The organism is Streptomyces sp. NBC_01283 (assembly GCF_041435335.1).
Classification (GTDB): Bacteria; Actinomycetota; Actinomycetes; order Streptomycetales; family Streptomycetaceae; genus Streptomyces.
The window spans coordinates 6,834,913-6,849,509 of record NZ_CP108430.1 but is presented as its reverse complement, the minus strand read 5'-3'; the positions used below and the strand labels follow the sequence as shown (position 1 = coordinate 6,849,509).

Below are 14,597 nucleotides of genomic sequence, written 5' to 3'. Positions count from 1 at the left end.
CCGAGATGTATCTGGCGTCAACGGACGCGGTCGCGAAGGCCAAGGCCAAAGCGGGGCCCCAGCCTGAAGCTGAACCCAAGCCCGAGCCCACAGCCACCAAGTCCAAGACCAACTCCAACTCCAAGTCCAAGTCCAAGCGCGGCCGCGTCGCGGGTCCCGTCATCGCCCTCGGCGCGGTCAGCCTGGTCACCGACATCTCCTCCGAGATGGTCACGGCGGTCCTTCCGCTCTACTTCGTCCTCCAACTCGGCCTGTCACCACTCCAGTTCGGGTTTCTCGACGGCCTTTACAACGGCGTCACCGCCTTCGTCCGGCTCCTCGGCGGGTACGCCGCCGACCGCGGCGGGCGGCACAAGCTCGTCGCGGGCGGCGGCTACGCCCTCTCCGCGCTGTCCCGGCTCGGCCTGCTCCTCGCGGGCGGCGCCACGGCCGGGATCGGCGCGGCGCTCGCCGCGGACCGCATCGGCAAGGGCGTGCGGACCGCGCCGCGCGACGCGCTGATCTCGCTCAGCAGCCCGCCGGACGCCCTCGGCCGGGCGTTCGGCGTGCACCGCGCGATGGACACGACGGGCGCGCTGCTCGGCCCGCTGGCCGCGTTCGCGCTGCTCTGGGCGACGGCGGACGCGTACGACGCCGTGTTCGTGGTCAGTTTCTGCTTCGGGCTGCTCGGAGTGCTGATGCTGGTCGCGTTCGTGCCGGGACGGGGTGAACCGCAGGCCCCCGCACGTGCCACGCAGCCCATCGCCCTGTCAACCACCAAGCCCGAAAGGATCCTCGGCATCCTCCGGGTGCCCGCCTTCCGCCGCATCCTCGGCGCCGCGGCCCTCCTGGGCGCCGCCACGATCGGGGATGCCTTCCTCTACCTGCTCCTCCAGCGGCGGCTCGACTTCGCGGTGAGCTGGTTCCCCCTCCTGCCGCTGGGCGCCGCCGCGGTCTATCTGCTGCTCGCGGTGCCCGCCGGGCGCCTCGCCGACCGCATCGGCCGCCGTGTCCCGTTCCTGGCCGGGCACGTGGCGCTGCTCGGCGGATACGTCCTGCTGCTCTCCCCCACCGACGGCTGGGCCCTGCTCATCGGCGTACTGCTCCTGCTCGGCATCTTCTACGCCGCCACCGACGGCGTGCTCATGGCGCTCGCCACCCCCGTGCTCGCGCAGGGGCGCCGGGCCAGCGGCATGGCGGTCCTGCAGACGGGCCAGGCCCTGGCCCGTCTCGTCGCGGCAGCCGGGTTCGGCGCGGCCTGGACGCTGTGGGGCATCGGCCCGGCGCTGACCTGCGCGTCGCTCGCGCTGGCAGTGGCACTCGGCGGGGCGACGCTGCTGCTCCCCCGCCCCGAAACCCCCGAGAGGCCGGCATGACCGCACCCCCACAGGCCCCACTTCCCCCGCAGGCCCCGCACTCCCCGCGTTCCCTGCGTGCCCGCGTCATCGCCGTGGCCACGGCCGCCGCCGTCCTCGCGACGGTGGCCGTCGGCTACACCCTGCACGCGGCCGACCGGGCCGAACCTGCCGCCGCCACCTCGGAGTTCGGGCTCGACGCGGGCCACCTCTACTACCGGAGCACGGGGGCGGGCGCGGGCCGCGTCGCCCGGACCGCCACCCCTTCCGGCAAGGGCCACCGCACCCCCGGCGGCCCCTCCTGCGAGCGCTTCTACGCGGCCGGGGGCACCGCGCTCTGCCTCCAACGGCGCTCCGGGATCCCGCCCACGTCGTACGCCCTGGTCATGGACGACAAGCTCCGCGAGAAGCGCCGCATCGCGCTCACCGGCATCCCCAACCGGGCCCGGGTCTCGGCATCGGGCCACATGCTGTCCTGGACGATGTTCGCGACGGGGGACTCCTACGCGGGCTCCTCCTTCTCCACCCGCACCTCGATCCTGGACACCCGCACGGGCTACTTGATCAAGAACATGGAGGAGATCCCCCTCACCCTCGACGGCCGCCGCCACCACTCCCCCGACGTCAACTACTGGGGCGTCACCTTCGCCGATGACGACAACCGCTTCTACGCGACCGTCTCGACGAAGGGCAAGACGTACTTGATCCAGGGCGACATGAAGAAGTGGGCGGCGCACACCCTGCGCACGAACGTGGAGTGCCCGTCACTCTCCCCCGACAACACGCGCATCGCTTTCAAGAAGCGCGTACGGAAGGGTACTTCGGACCCGTGGCGCCTGTACGTCCTGGATCTGCGGACGATGCGCGAGCACCCGCTCGCCGAGACCCGCAGCGTCGACGACCAGGCCGCGTGGCTGGACGACGACACCTTGGCGTACGCCCTGCCCGGCAAGGAGGGCAGGAAGCAGGACATCTGGACGACGCGGGCGGACGGGAAGGGGTCCTCGAACTTGCTGGTACGCAACGGGACTTCACCCGCCGCGGTGCGCTGACGCACAAGCTGAAGCACAAGCTGACATTCAAACCGATGGCCCACCCCGGCCTGCCCGCCATCCCAGCCGGAATTCGGATGCGCCCGCGCCCCGCCTCGCGCAGGATCGGGTCCATGACCACCACTCAGCGCACCGTCGTGCCCACCCTCTTCCCGCCGCCCGGATACGCCCACGCCGCCCTCGTAGAGGCCGGCACCAAGCTCGCCTTCATGGCGGGTTCGGTGCCGCTCGATCCCGAGGGGACCCTCGTCGGAGAAGGTGATGTGGTGCGCCAGACCGAACAGGTCATCGCCAATCTCGACGAGGCGCTGCGCGCGATCGGCAGTGATCTGACGCAGGTGGTGGCCAGCACGGTGTACGTCGTGAGCGACGAGCCGGGCCCACTGAGCGAGGCGTGGGAAGTCATCCGCGCCTCCGACCTGCTCGCGAAGGGCCCGCACACGTCGACGCTGCTCGGCGCGGCGTGCCTCGGCTACCCCGGCCAGCTGATCGAGATCACCGCCACGGCCGTGGTCCCGGAGGCGCCGACCGCTCCATAGGACGGACCGCCACCACCCGGCGCCCTCCCCTACCCCCGCGCCCTGCTCGCGAGCCCCAGCGCGTACTGCGGCCACCACTGCCCCGCCCTCGGCCCGCCCCGGCAGGTTCCGTCGGACTCGCCGGGGCGCTTGATCCAAAGGTAGGCGTCGATGGCGGGGTCGCCGGTGGCGGTGGTGGGCGGGGTGCCGAGGGCGCGGCCCGGCGGGTTGCACCAGGCCTGGTCGCCGACGCCGGTGTAGGGCCCGTTGCCGTTGCGGCTGCTGTCCACGACGAAGTGCTTGGCGCCGCCGAGTGCCGCCGCGATGCGGTGCCCGTACGCCGAACTCGCGCCGTTCGTCTTGAAGTTGGACGTGTTGACGGCGAAGCCGTCGGCCCTGGCGACCCCGGCCTGTCGCAGCGGTGCGACCAGTCGCCGCTCGTCGGGGATCCAGCCGGAGTTGCCCGCGTCCACGTACACCTTGGTGTGCGGGCGGGCCTTGAGGCGGGCGACGGCGTAGGCGAGCAGGCCGTAGCGCTCGCGGGCGTCGCCCTGCTCGCAGCCCGCGATCTTCTGCGCGACGGCGTCCGGTTCGACGATGACGTACGCGGGGCGGTCACCGATGCCGGCGGCGAACTCGTCGGCCCAGCGCCGGTACTCCGCCGCGTTCCCCGCCCCGCCTCCGGAGTAGTCGCCGCAGTCGCGGTGCGGGATGAAGTACGCGACGAGCAGGGCGGTGCGCCGCGCCGCGGCGGCGGCGAGGGTGACCGCGCGGACGGTGGGCCCGGGGTTGGCGCTGTGCAGCCAGATCGCCTGGGGGCGCCACGCGATGCGCTGCATGAGCCGGGCGTCGGCGGTCCGGCCCTGGCGCCGCCAGGCGGTGACCTGGTGGGCGGCGGCGCTGTTCGGGTCGATCCAGAAGGCGGTGCCGGGGGCGGTGCCCGTCGGGGCGGGGGCGAGCGCGGGGGCCGATGCGGGCCCGGCGCCTGCCGCCTGCGCACCGCCGGACGCCGCCGCGCTCACCAGGAGCGCGACGGCGAGGAGCCGGGCGAGGCGGGGGCGGACGCCACGGGAACGGGGACAGCCATGGTCCAGGTCACGCTCACGCTCAGGTGATCGGAAGGGCGGCTGCGACACCGGGCACCTCCAGTTGCTCGACGCCGGACGGGCCCGGCGTGTTCCCCGGAGTCTGCGGTCGCCCGACCCCCGCGAGGCCTCGTACACCGCCGGTCGGGCGGCAGATCACCCGAAGAATCACTCCGACGGCTGCGTCCAAGTGCGCCTCTTCGGCAGGGGTTTGGCGTAGCCGCCGGAGCGGCTCGTGGTGAGCCCGAGGCCGACGAGCGACTCGGCGAGCCTGACCGCGGCGGCCACGCCGTCGACCACCGGCATGTCGAGGGCCGCGCCGACCTTCTCCTGCAGCCCGGTCATCCCCGCGCAGCCGAGCACCAGGACCTCGGCACCCGCGTCGCGGGCCCGTTCGGCGGCGGCGAGGAAGGCGCGGACGGTGACCTCGGAGTCCCCGAGGTCCAGGACCCCGAGGCCGGTCCCGACCACGGCGGCGCAGTTCTGCGCGACGCCCGCCGCGTGCAGGCTGTCCTCGATCTGGCCGCGCGCCCGGTCGAGGGTGGTGACCACGCCGTACCGCCGCCCGAGCAGACAGGCCAGATGGGCGGCGGCCTCGGTGATGTCGACGACGGGCACGTCGAGGAGCTCCCGGGCGCCCTCGCGTCCGTGCTCGCCGAACCCGGCCATGACCACGGCGTCGTACGGCTCCTCGTGCCGGCGCAGGGTGTCGAGGACGGCGGCCGCCGAGAGGTAGCTGTCGAGCCATCCCTCCGCGGATTCCGGCCCCCAGGCGGGCGTGAGTCCGGTGATGGTGGTGCCGGGTGATGCCGCGTCCCTGGCGCCCCGCACGATCTCGTCGGTCATCGCCCGCGTGGTGTTGCAGTTGGTGACGACGATGCGCACTAGGCCTCCACCTCGGCCACAGCCCCGGCCCCGGCGGTCCGCTCGGCGCGGCACAGCACGGCGTAGAGGAGCGCGGCCGTCGCCGTCCCGATGAACCAGGAGTACGGCGCGACGTAGTCGAAGAACGGCACCAGCGCGCACACCGCCGCGAATCCGGCCGTCGGCACGAAGGCGGCGAGAGCCTTCGGGTTGACGCCCTTCTTGTAGTAGTACGGCGATCCCGGCTCGGCCTTGAACAGCGCCTCGGCGTCGATACGTCCGCGCTTCACCCAGAAGTAGTCGACCGCGATGATCCCGAACAACGGTCCGAGGAAGGCGCCGAGGCCGCCGAGGAAGTAGTTCACGACGGTCGGGTTGGAGTAGAGGTTCCACGGCGTGACGAGCAGCGCGGCGACCGTGGAGATGATCCCGCCGATCTTGAAGGTGATCTTCTGCGGCCAGACGTTGGCGAGGTCGTACGCGGGCGAGACGAAGTTGGCCACGATGTTCACGCCCATCGTGGCGACGGCGAAGGTGAGCGCCCCGAAGACAAGGACCCAGGTGTTGCCGATCTCGGCGACGAGCTCGGCGGGGTCGGTGATGGCCTTGCCGAAGACTTCGAGGCTGCCCGCGGTGACGACGACGGAGAGGATCACGAAGGCCGTGGAGTTGATGGGCAGGCCCCAGAAGTTGCCGCGCTTGACGGTGCGGTAGTCGGGGGCGAAGCGCGAGAAGTCGCAGAAGTTGAGCATCAGCGTGCCGTAGGTGGCGAGGATCAGGCCGATCGCGCCGAACCACTGCCGCACCTGCTCCCCGGTGGAGACCGGGTTCGGGGTGCTGGTGAGCGAGATGGTCCAGCCGGCCTTCCAGAGGATCCACACGGCGAGGGCGATCATCACGACCCAGATGGCGGGCCCGCAGAAGTCCTGGAACTTCCGTACGGATTCCATGCCCCGGGTCATGATCAGCCCCTGCACCAGCCAGAGCGCGACGAACGAACACCAGCCGAGGGCGTGCAGCCCGAGGAAGGAGTGCTCGGTCCACGCGTCGAGGCTCGGGAAGGCGGCGATGAGCATGACGTTGACCGCGATGGAGGCCAGGTAGGTCTGGATTCCGTACCACATGATGGCGATCACGGCCCGGATCAGGGCGGGGATGTTGGCGCCCCAGACACCGAAGCTGATGCGGCTGACGACGGGGAACGGCACGCCGTGGCGCTGTCCGATGCGCCCCATCATGTTCATCCCGGCATAGATGAGCACGAAGCCGACGAGGAGTGAGGTGAAGATCTGCCAGACGTTCAGGCCGAGGACCAGCAGACCGGCCGCGAAGGTGTAGTTGCCGAGGTTGTGGACGTCGGACATCCACAGGGCGAAGAGGTCGAAGACCTTCCACTTGCGTTCGGCGGTGGGGGCGAGGTCTTCGTTGGTGAGGCGGGGGTCGGGCACGAACTCGGTCGCGGCGCTCGGGGAGTCGGCGCCTGGGGAGTCGGCGCGCTGGGTGAGGGACACGGGGCCTCCTGCGAAGGGGGACGGAGGTGCGGCGCGCTTTGGTATACCAAAGTTTGGTATACCAAAGTTTGGTATACCAAAGATTCCGTCATGCTCCCGCTCCCGGGGGCGCCCGGCAATGTCCGTACGGTTACGAATCGGTAAATCGATGCGGCGTTCGGCGATGATGGACACCATGACGACCGTGGAGCAGCCGCTGGCCGCCGTACGCGAACGAGTGCTCGCCGAGCTGCGGCAGGAGATCATCGCCGGACGCCTCGGTCCGGGCGACCGCCTGGTCGAACGGGAGCTCGCCGACCGCCTGGGGGTGTCCAGGGTCCCGGTACGCGAGGCGATCCGGGCCCTGGTCGCCGAGGGCTTCGTCACCTTCGAGACCCCGCGCAGGACCGTGGTGCGCCGCCTGACCCGCACCGACGTGACCGAACTCTTCGAGCTGCGCGAGGCGTTGGAGGTGTTCGCGGCGGGCCGCGCGGCGGAACGGGCCACGGAGGAGGGGCTCGCGGAGCTCTCCGCGCTGCTCGACAGCGCCGCGAGGGCGACGCGCACGGCGGACGGGGAGGCGATCACGGACATCAACACCCGCTTCCACGACCGCCTCCTGGCAATGGCGGGGAACGGCCTGCTGACCTCGGTCATGGAGCCGGTGGACGGACGGCTGCGGTGGATGACGCGGCGCAACGAGGAGTGGGCGCACCTGCTCGTGGAACACAGGGAGTTGTACGAGGCGGTGGCCTCGGGGGACGCGGGACGAGCACGGGACGTGGCGCTGGCCCACGTGCGGACCAACTACCGGTCTACGGTGCGGCATCTCTTCGGCGAGGAGGAAAAGGACTAGTCCCCGCCGCCATCGCCGAGCCGGCCCTCGAACGCCGTACGGGCTATGCCTGGCCGCCCCTGCCCGCCCGATACCCGTCCGTCGCCCGCACCAGCTCCTCCGCGATCCCCCGCGCCCCAGCGTTGTGCCCCACATCCCCGACGAGGACCAACTCGCTGCCGGGCCAGGCCCCTTGAAGCCGCCAGGGGATCCCGATCAGATTCCCGAAGTCGAGGCTTCCCTGCACCAGGGTCCCCGGGATGCCGGCCAGCGCCCCCGCGTCCCGCAGCACGACCTCGTCCCCGCCCAGCCAGTGGTCATGGGCGAAGTAGTGCGTGACGGTCCGGGCGAACCCCGCCCGGAAGGTCTCGTCCTCGTACCGGGGAACGGACCGGGGCGCCCCCAGTGCGAAGGCCGTCTCCCAGTCGGTCCACGCCCGTGCGGCGGCGGCCCGGACCTCCGCGTCGGGGGACTCCAGGAGCCGGTTGTACGCGGCGGCGAGGTCCCCGTCCCGCTCCTCCTCGGGCACCGCGTCCCGAAACGCCTCCCACGCCTCCGGGAAGAGCCGCCCAAGACCCCGGGTGAGCAGCTCGACCTCGGCCCGGCTTCCGGTGGCAAGGCCCGTGAGCACCAGTTCCGACACCCGGTCGGGGTGGGTCTGCGCATACCGGAGCCCCAGCACGGAGCCCCAGGACGCGCCCCACACCAGCCACCGCTCGATCCGCAGGTGCCGCCGCAGCAGCTCCAGGTCGGCCAGCAGATGCTTGGTCGTGTTGACGCTCATGTCCGTACGGGGATCACTCGCGTGCGGCGTCGAGCGCCCACACCCACGCTGGTCCAGGAGCACCACCCGGTACGCGTCAGGGTCGAAGTACCGCCGGAAGAACGGCGTGCACCCCGACCCCGGCCCGCCATGAAGCACCACCGCCGGCTTTCCCAGCGGATTGCCGCAGACCTCCCAGTACACGCGGTTGCCGTCGCCGACTTCGAGCATGCCGTGGTCGTACGGCTCGATCTCCGGATAAAGGCCCATCGGCCGAAGATATCCCGCCCACCGGGCGCGCCACCGGCCATCGGACGCGCGTACCCCGTGACCGGTTACCCGGCACGCAGCCCCCGCATCCGCCCGTACGCGTACACGCACCCCGCGAGCGCGAGGTCCGAGAGCAGCATGAAGCCGATGGAGTACGAGTTCTTGGCGCTGTAGATCGCGCCCATGACCAGCGGCGGGACGAACCCTCCCAGGCCGCCCACCGCTCCCACGATGCCCGTCACGGACCCCACCTGCGCCTGTGGTGTCACCTGCGAGACGAGCGCGAAGACGCTGCCGCTCGCCGTGCCGAGCCCCGCCGCCATGAGCAGGAAGCAGACCGTGCCGCCCGGATTCAGCGACGGTTCGAGGGCCTGCGCGATGGCGAAGACGGCGACGACGGCCAGCGCGGCCGAGGTGACCGTCGCCGGGTGGATCCGGTCGGAGAGCCAGCCGCCGATGGGCCGGAAAATGACCGTGACCAGCGCGAACCCGGCCGCCTTGGTGCCCGCGTCGGTGGGCGAGAGGTCGTACCAGGTCTTCAGGTACGTGGGCAGATAGACCCCGAAGGCGACGATGCCGCCGAAGCCGATCGCGTACAGCGCCGAGAGCTCCCACGTCACCCGCAGCCGCCCGGCCTCCCCGAGGCGGGTCGTGAGGGGGCTCGTCGGCACCGGCCGGTCGGGCCGGTCGGTGATGAGCAGCGCCGCGACCACCGCGAAGGCCGCGAGCGCGATCGCCACGACCAGGAACGGCAGGTTGTCGCCGTGCTTGGCGATCCGGGGCGTGAAGTACCCGGAGAGCGCCACACCGCCCATGCCCATCCCGAAGACGCCGAGCGCGAAGCCCCGGTGGGCGGGCGGGAACCAGGAGTTGACCAGCGGGATGCCGATCGCGAACGTCGTGCCGCCCAGGCCGAGCAGGAAGCCGACCGCGAGCATCGCGACGTAGGTGTCCCTGGCCGGGATGATCAGCAGCACCGGCACGATCGTGAGCGCCGAGACCAGCGGGAACATCCGCTTGGCGCCGTAGCGGTCGGTGAGTGCGCCGACCGGGACGCGGCCGAGCGAGCCGACGATGACCGGCACGGCGACCAGCAGGGACTGGGCGAACGAGGAGAGCCCGAGCCGCTCCCCGAAGTCGCTGCCGAGCGGCGCGATCAGGTCCCATGCCCAGAAGGTGAGCGTGAAACCGACCGTGGCCACGGCGAGGTTCCGGTAGGCCGCGGCCGAGGGGCGCGCCGCGGCGGCTGATGGATGTGCCGAGGGGGTTGTTGTCATGTGAGCGCCGCTCCAAGCGCCACGAAGGCGCAGATCAGGATGAACAGGATGGCAAGCAACGGCCATACGAACCGCAGGTATTTGTCGTAGCCGACCTTCGCGAGCGCGACGCCGCCGATGGTCACGGCCGTCGTCGGGACCCACAGGTTCATCCAGCCGCTCGCCGCCTGCCAGGCGGTGACGACGACCGAGCGCGAGACCCCGGCGAAGTCGGCGAGCGGGGCGAGGATCGGCATGGCGAGGGTCGCGTGTCCGGAGGTGGAGGGGATCAGGAAGGCCAGCGGCAGGTTCACGACGAAGACGATGATCGCGAAGAGGCCGGACGACGTGCCCTTCACGATGCCCTCGATGGAGTGCAGGACGGTGTCCGTGACCTTGGAGTTGTTCATGATCACCGTGACGCCGCGCGCGAGCACGATGACCAGGGCGGGCGAGATGAAGTCGGCCGCGCCCTGGGTGATCGTCGAGCTGAGCTTCTGCTCGCCCATCCGGGCCACGCACCCGACGAGTACGGCCGCACAGAGGAAGAGCGCCGCCAACTGCGGGAAGGACCAGCCGAGTTCGAAGCCGTACGGCTTCGCGTCCGCCTTGCCCGTGAGCGCGCTCGACCAGGGCACCACCGAGAAGATCATGAAGGCGAAGACCAGCGCGACCACGACGAGCACGGTCTTGTGCAGCCGGGTCAGCTCCGGCACCTCGCCCGCGTCGGCGGCGGTCTGCTCACGGTCACCGGGCAGGAAGCCGGTGAGGGAGCGCTCCGGGTTCTTCTGTACGCGCTTCGCGTAGCGGATGACGTAGGCGATGGTGACCGCGGTCAGGACGACCCACATCACGAACCGCAGCACGATGCCGTCGCCGAGCGAGATGTCCGCGGCGGAGGAGGCGACCCCGGTCGCGAACGGGTTGACCGTCGAGCAGAGCACGCCGATCCCGGCGCCCAGGATGATCGCGCCGACGGCGACCATCCGGTCGTAGCCGAGGGCGAGCATCAGCGGCACGATCAGGCCGTAGAAGCCCAGTGTCTCCTCCGCGAATCCCTCGACCGTGCCGAGGACGGAGAAGACGAGCATCACCCCCGCGATCAGCATCGCGCCGCGCTCGCGCAGCCGGTGGGCGAGGCGGCCGATGCCGCGGTCGAGGGCGCCGGTGGCGAAGACGACGGTGATGAACGCGCCGATGGCGAGGACGAACAGGAACACGCCCGCGCTGCCGTACAGCTCGCCGGCCAGGTCGGGCCCGACGGTGCCCGACTTCTCGTCCTGGATGCCGTACAGGCCGTTGACCGGGGCGAGGAAGAGGTCGTTGAGCCGGTCGACGAAGGTCTGGCCCGAGTCGACGCGGTGGTAGCTGCCCTGGACGGGGGCGCCCTTGTCGTTGCGGTCGTAGGCGCCGGACGGGATGAGGAAGGCGAGCAGCCAGACGGCCACGGTGACGATCGCGAGGATGGTCAGGGCGCTGGGGAAGGTGAACTTCCGTTTGTGCTGCGGCTCTTCGGTGCCTGGATCGGTGGTGGCGGTACTCATGCGCTGCTCTCCCCCGTGCTGTCGGGGCCGGTGAAGCCGTCGGCGTACTCGCGCACGAAAGCCGCCATGGCGACGACCGTGTTGCGCAGCTCGGAGAAGAGGACGCGTTCGTTCGGGGCGTGCAGATTGCACATGCTGTCCTGGGCGCCGAAGAGCAGCACCTCGGCGCCGGGTGCCGCCTTCGCGAGGCCGTTGACCAGGGGGATGGAGCCGCCGGTCGCCACGAACGAGGCGTCCTCGCCCCAGGCCTCCTTGAGCGCGGCACGGGCGGCGCGGTAGGCGGGTCCGCCGGTGGCGGCCTCGTAGCCCGGGCCGGTGTCGCCGGGCGTGACGGTGAGGGGAATGCCGAAGGGCTTGAGTGAGCGCAGGTGGTCGACCAGCTTGCCCCGCGCCTCCTTCGGGTCCTGCCGAGGGTGGAAGCGCAGGTTCAACTTGGCCCGCGCGTACGGCACGACCGCCGACGCCGCGTGTTCGACACTGGGCGCGTCCAGGCCGATCACCGTGATGGCGGGGCCGCTCCACAGCCGCTCGCCCAGGCTGCCGCTGCCGACGAGCGGCACCCCTTCGCACACCCCGGCGAGCGAACGGAACTCGTCCTCGGTGTAGCTCGTGCCGCTCCAGTCCTCGCGCCGCAGCCCCTCCACGGCCACATCGCCGTGTACGTCGTGCAGGGTGGCCAGGGCCTTGAGGAGCACGAGCAGCGCGTCGGGCGCCGCGCCCCCGAACTCCCCGCTGTGGCGCGGCTCGTCGAGGGTGCGCACCTCCACGACGACTTCGCACGCGCCGCGCAGGGCGGTGGTGAGGGTGGGGGTGCCGGGCCGGAGGTTGCCGAGGTCGGCGACCACCATGGCGTCACAGGCGAACCGCTCCGGGTCGGTGGGCGGATAGTCGTCGAAGGCGCTGCCGTACTCCTCCTGCCCCTCGATGACGATCTTGATCCCGACGGGTGGCCTGCCGCCGTAGGCCCGCAGCATCCCCAGGTGCGCGATGACATTGGACTTGTCGTCCGCGATGCCGCGGGCCCGCAGGCCCCCCTCGATCGGGGTGGGCTCGAAGGGCGGCGACTTCCACAGGCTCTCGTCGCCGGGCGGCTGGACGTCGTAGTGGCCGTAGAGCAGGACCGTCGGCGCCTCGGGTGTCGGTGGCGGGATCTCCCCGTAGATCACGGGTGCGGTGTCCGGCAGATCGAGGCGTTCGACGGTCGGCACCCCCGCGCCCCTGAGCAGCTCGACCAGCAGATCGTGCGCCTGCCGCACCGGCGCGTCCGGGAAGCCGGGGAAGGCGATCGACGGAATCTCGGCGAGCCGTACGAGGTCGGCGCGCAACGTGTCCATCAGGTCGTCGACAGTGGCTTCGAGCTTCATGGGCGGCACCCCTCGGTCTGCGTCCCGCTTTGCGGCGAATAGCCCGAATTATCAGACTCTGAGGGGAGCGGTTTCCGAACGGCTCGCCGTGCGGGCAGGGATGCCGCACTGCTGCCGCACGACCACCGCGCCGCACCTGCCCGGCGCGACGGCCCTGCCACGGGGTGACGCCCGGTGCATCGCGACCCCGGCCCCGAACCACCGGGCAGGCATTAAAGTCGGGGCATGGCTTCGCAGAATTCAGGCGGTGACGGCAGCGGCGCGAGCGCGACTGCGGGTACGGGCCCGGGCAAGGCTGCGAGCCCGGGTACGGCTGCGGCCGGGGGTTCCGTGCGCATCGACGCCTGGATCTGGTCCGTACGTCTGGTCAAGACCCGCTCCATGGGCGCGGCGGCCTGCAAGGGCGGCCATGTGCGGGTCAACGGCGAGCGCGTGAAGCCCGCTTACGGCGTGCACGTCGGCGACGAGGTGCGCCTGCGTCACGCGGGCGGCCGCGAACATGTCGTGGTCGTCAAGCGCCTCATCCGCAAGCGCGTCGGCCCGCCGGTGGCCATCGAGTGCTACGTCGACAACAGTCCTCCCCCGCCACCCCGCGAAGCCGTGGCCCCCGCCGGCGTACGGGACCGGGGAACGGGCCGCCCCACCAAGCGCGACCGCCGCGACATGGAAAAGCTGCGCGGCTTCGAGGGCTGAAAACACCCCCGTCCCTGTGTTGAGGGCTCACCGCGGTGCGGATGAGCCCTCAACACAGGGACGGGGACAGGGGCGTGACTCCCCGCGCCGCTCCCTGCCTCACTCCCCGCGTCGCAGGAGCAGCCGGAACAGCTCCGTCGTCTGCCCACGCCGCGCCCACGCGATCCACGCCAGCGGCAGGATCAGGATGAGCGGCGTGGCCGCGTTCTCCCCGCCGAGCGCGGTCACACTCACGATGAACGCACCGATCATCAGCCCGATGAAGGCCGTCGCGCCGACGGAGCTGAGCACCGGCACCAGCAGCGCGATCCCGCCGAGCACCTCCAGCGCCCCGATCGTGTACATCCCCGGATCGCCCCACCCGAGCTTCTCGAAGGCCTCGACCGCCGTCGGGTGCGCGATCAGCTTCGGCACCCCGCTGGCGAGCCCGAAGAACAGGGCCAGCACCACCTGGAGCGTGCGCAGCGTGATCCGGACGGAACGACGACCGGCGGCGGAGGGGGCGGCGCCGACAGAGGTGGCGGTCGTGGCGGAGGCAACGGTGGGGGCGTTGGTGGCCGTGGTCATGGCGATCTCCTCGGTGAGCAGGGGCTGTTGTGCTGTCACCGTGATAGACCGGCCCGCCCCGCAGAACTCATCGCCCGGCAGCACACCATCTCCGCGCGGTTCCCAGCCGCCCGGCCACCAGCCCCGCACCACCTCCCCGCCTTCGCCCGCGAGGCCCTCCGCCGGGCCACCTCAGCACCGCGACACGGCAGGCCACCCCCTGCCCCTAGCGGACCGGCACCGCCCGCACCCAAATCCCGTCCTCCGTCAGGTACTTGTCGACCCTCAGCCCCGCCTCCTCCAGCGTCTGCTCGAACTGCTCCTTGGTGAGCGGCCTGGCGCGGAACGTCTGCGTCCATACGGCGTCCGGGAAGATGTACTCCGCGTGCACCTCGTTCACCCCGTCCCCGACCGGCTCCGCCGACACGATCCGCACCGTGTACCCACCCGGGTCTACCCGTTCCCTCGGCAGGTTCGTGTGGTAGTCCGCGCCCTCCCGCTGGATCAGCACACAGCCGTCGTCCGTCACATGGCTCCGGCAGGCCCGCAGCATCCCGCGCCGGACCGTCTCGTCGCCTTCGTGCACGAGGAACGAGCCGAGCATCACCACCTCGAACCGCTCCCCCAGGTCGAGCTCCTCGATGGGGCTCCGGATCGTGCGCACCCGTCCCTCCAGCGCGGAGACCTTCTCCAGCATCTCGGCGGACTCGTCCACCGCCGTGATCCGGAACCCCCGCTCCAGCAGGGGACGCGTCACCCGTCCCGCACCGCAGCCGAGCTCCAGGATGTGCGCCCCGGCCGGCACCGCACCGGCGATGACGTCGGGCTCGTCCCCCACTGCCAGGCGGGTGTACAGCTCCACCGCGCAGCCGTCCGGGGTGATCGCTCCGGGGCCCGTTCCCTCGTGTCCCTCACGCATCTCCACAGTCATGCCCCCTCAACGAAGCGCCCCGAGGGCCCGTTCCCGCCCCTCCCCGGAGCCC

The 14,597-nt window shown here is 71.4% G+C and carries 14 protein-coding genes; 5 read left to right on the top strand and 9 right to left on the bottom strand.

The window, feature by feature from the left end; all coding sequences use genetic code 11:
- Window positions 1–5 precede the first annotated feature (5 nt).
- The 3 genes from OG302_RS30995 to OG302_RS30985 all read left to right on the top strand — a co-directional run bounded on the left by OG302_RS30995 (window position 6) and on the right by OG302_RS30985 (window position 2,925).
- Window positions 6–1,355 carry an MFS transporter gene (locus OG302_RS30995; protein WP_371529776.1) on the top strand — a complete coding sequence of 450 codons (1,350 nt, stop codon included), beginning with the start codon at window positions 6–8 and terminating at the stop codon, window positions 1,353–1,355.
- Window positions 1,352–2,386 (top strand): hypothetical protein, encoded by a 1,035-nt coding sequence (locus OG302_RS30990; protein WP_371529775.1) that lies wholly within the window; start codon window positions 1,352–1,354, stop codon window positions 2,384–2,386. The genes OG302_RS30995 and OG302_RS30990 overlap by 4 nt, the downstream gene beginning before the upstream one ends.
- Window positions 2,387–2,499: 113 nt before the next feature.
- The gene (locus OG302_RS30985) at window positions 2,500–2,925 is read left to right on the top strand and encodes a RidA family protein (protein ID WP_371529774.1); all 426 of its coding nucleotides are present in this window, start codon (window positions 2,500–2,502) and stop codon (window positions 2,923–2,925) included.
- A 29-nt stretch (window positions 2,926–2,954) separates the two neighbouring features.
- Here the strand turns inward: OG302_RS30985 and OG302_RS30980 are convergent, their stop codons facing one another.
- The 3 genes from OG302_RS30980 to OG302_RS30970 form a co-directional block, all read right to left on the bottom strand.
- A complete protein-coding gene (locus OG302_RS30980; protein ID WP_371750287.1) occupies window positions 2,955–3,998 on the bottom strand; it encodes a glycoside hydrolase family 6 protein in 1,044 nt (347 codons plus the stop codon).
- A 159-nt stretch (window positions 3,999–4,157) separates the two neighbouring features.
- A complete protein-coding gene (locus tag OG302_RS30975; RefSeq protein WP_371529773.1) occupies window positions 4,158–4,874 on the bottom strand; it encodes an aspartate/glutamate racemase family protein in 717 nt (238 codons plus the stop codon).
- Window positions 4,874–6,364 carry an NCS1 family nucleobase:cation symporter-1 gene (locus tag OG302_RS30970; protein WP_371529772.1) on the bottom strand — a complete coding sequence of 497 codons (1,491 nt, stop codon included), beginning with the start codon at window positions 6,362–6,364 and terminating at the stop codon, window positions 4,874–4,876. The genes OG302_RS30975 and OG302_RS30970 overlap by 1 nt, the downstream gene beginning before the upstream one ends.
- Before the next feature lie 175 nt (window positions 6,365–6,539).
- Between OG302_RS30970 and OG302_RS30965 the strand changes: the two genes are divergently transcribed.
- On the top strand, window positions 6,540–7,199 hold the full coding sequence (locus OG302_RS30965; protein WP_371529771.1) for a GntR family transcriptional regulator: 660 nt from the start codon (window positions 6,540–6,542) through the stop codon (window positions 7,197–7,199).
- 43 nt (window positions 7,200–7,242) lie between these two features.
- Here OG302_RS30965 and pip read toward each other — a convergent pair whose 3' ends face one another.
- The 4 genes from pip to OG302_RS30945 all read right to left on the bottom strand — a co-directional run bounded on the left by pip (window position 7,243) and on the right by OG302_RS30945 (window position 12,375).
- Window positions 7,243–8,211 (bottom strand): prolyl aminopeptidase, encoded by a 969-nt coding sequence (pip, locus tag OG302_RS30960; protein ID WP_371529770.1) that lies wholly within the window; start codon window positions 8,209–8,211, stop codon window positions 7,243–7,245.
- A gap of 65 nt (window positions 8,212–8,276) precedes the next feature.
- Complete coding sequence (locus OG302_RS30955) at window positions 8,277–9,488, bottom strand: nitrate/nitrite transporter (protein WP_371529769.1); 1,212 nt, start codon at window positions 9,486–9,488, stop codon at window positions 8,277–8,279.
- On the bottom strand, window positions 9,485–11,011 hold the full coding sequence (locus tag OG302_RS30950; RefSeq protein ID WP_371529768.1) for a YfcC family protein: 1,527 nt from the start codon (window positions 11,009–11,011) through the stop codon (window positions 9,485–9,487). Before OG302_RS30950 ends, OG302_RS30955 begins: the two co-directional genes overlap by 4 nt.
- Window positions 11,008–12,375 carry a M20/M25/M40 family metallo-hydrolase gene (locus tag OG302_RS30945; protein ID WP_371529767.1) on the bottom strand — a complete coding sequence of 456 codons (1,368 nt, stop codon included), beginning with the start codon at window positions 12,373–12,375 and terminating at the stop codon, window positions 11,008–11,010. The genes OG302_RS30950 and OG302_RS30945 overlap by 4 nt, the downstream gene beginning before the upstream one ends.
- Window positions 12,376–12,600: 225 nt before the next feature.
- Between OG302_RS30945 and OG302_RS30940 the strand changes: the two genes are divergently transcribed.
- Window positions 12,601–13,068: an RNA-binding S4 domain-containing protein gene (locus tag OG302_RS30940; RefSeq protein ID WP_371529766.1), complete on the top strand. Its 468-nt coding sequence runs from the start codon at window positions 12,601–12,603 to the stop codon at window positions 13,066–13,068.
- Between the two features lie 99 nt (window positions 13,069–13,167).
- Here the strand turns inward: OG302_RS30940 and OG302_RS30935 are convergent, their stop codons facing one another.
- Both OG302_RS30935 and OG302_RS30930 read right to left on the bottom strand, forming a co-directional pair.
- Window positions 13,168–13,635: a DoxX family protein gene (locus OG302_RS30935; RefSeq protein WP_371750286.1), complete on the bottom strand. Its 468-nt coding sequence runs from the start codon at window positions 13,633–13,635 to the stop codon at window positions 13,168–13,170.
- A 205-nt stretch (window positions 13,636–13,840) separates the two neighbouring features.
- Window positions 13,841–14,545 carry a trans-aconitate 2-methyltransferase gene (locus OG302_RS30930; RefSeq protein WP_371529765.1) on the bottom strand — a complete coding sequence of 235 codons (705 nt, stop codon included), beginning with the start codon at window positions 14,543–14,545 and terminating at the stop codon, window positions 13,841–13,843.
- Between the last annotated feature and the right edge of the window lie 52 nt (window positions 14,546–14,597).

Excerpts from the sequence above, each read along its gene's own strand:
- OG302_RS30995 (WP_371529776.1), top strand. The coding sequence starts at position 6 with ATGTATCTGGCGTCAACGGACGCGGTCGCGAAGGCCAAGGCCAAAGCG.
- OG302_RS30935 (WP_371750286.1), bottom strand. The coding sequence starts at position 13,635 with ATGACCACGGCCACCAACGCCCCCACCGTTGCCTCCGCCACGACCGCC.
- OG302_RS30985 (WP_371529774.1), top strand. The coding sequence starts at position 2,500 with ATGACCACCACTCAGCGCACCGTCGTGCCCACCCTCTTCCCGCCGCCC.
- OG302_RS30940 (WP_371529766.1), top strand. The coding sequence starts at position 12,601 with ATGGCTTCGCAGAATTCAGGCGGTGACGGCAGCGGCGCGAGCGCGACT.
- OG302_RS30930 (WP_371529765.1), bottom strand. The coding sequence starts at position 14,545 with ATGACTGTGGAGATGCGTGAGGGACACGAGGGAACGGGCCCCGGAGCG.
- OG302_RS30955 (WP_371529769.1), bottom strand. The coding sequence starts at position 9,488 with ATGACAACAACCCCCTCGGCACATCCATCAGCCGCCGCGGCGCGCCCC.
- OG302_RS30945 (WP_371529767.1), bottom strand. The coding sequence starts at position 12,375 with ATGAAGCTCGAAGCCACTGTCGACGACCTGATGGACACGTTGCGCGCC.
- pip (WP_371529770.1), bottom strand. The coding sequence starts at position 8,211 with ATGGGCCTTTATCCGGAGATCGAGCCGTACGACCACGGCATGCTCGAA.
- OG302_RS30965 (WP_371529771.1), top strand. The coding sequence starts at position 6,540 with ATGACGACCGTGGAGCAGCCGCTGGCCGCCGTACGCGAACGAGTGCTC.
- OG302_RS30950 (WP_371529768.1), bottom strand. The coding sequence starts at position 11,011 with ATGAGTACCGCCACCACCGATCCAGGCACCGAAGAGCCGCAGCACAAA.
- OG302_RS30990 (WP_371529775.1), top strand. The coding sequence starts at position 1,352 with ATGACCGCACCCCCACAGGCCCCACTTCCCCCGCAGGCCCCGCACTCC.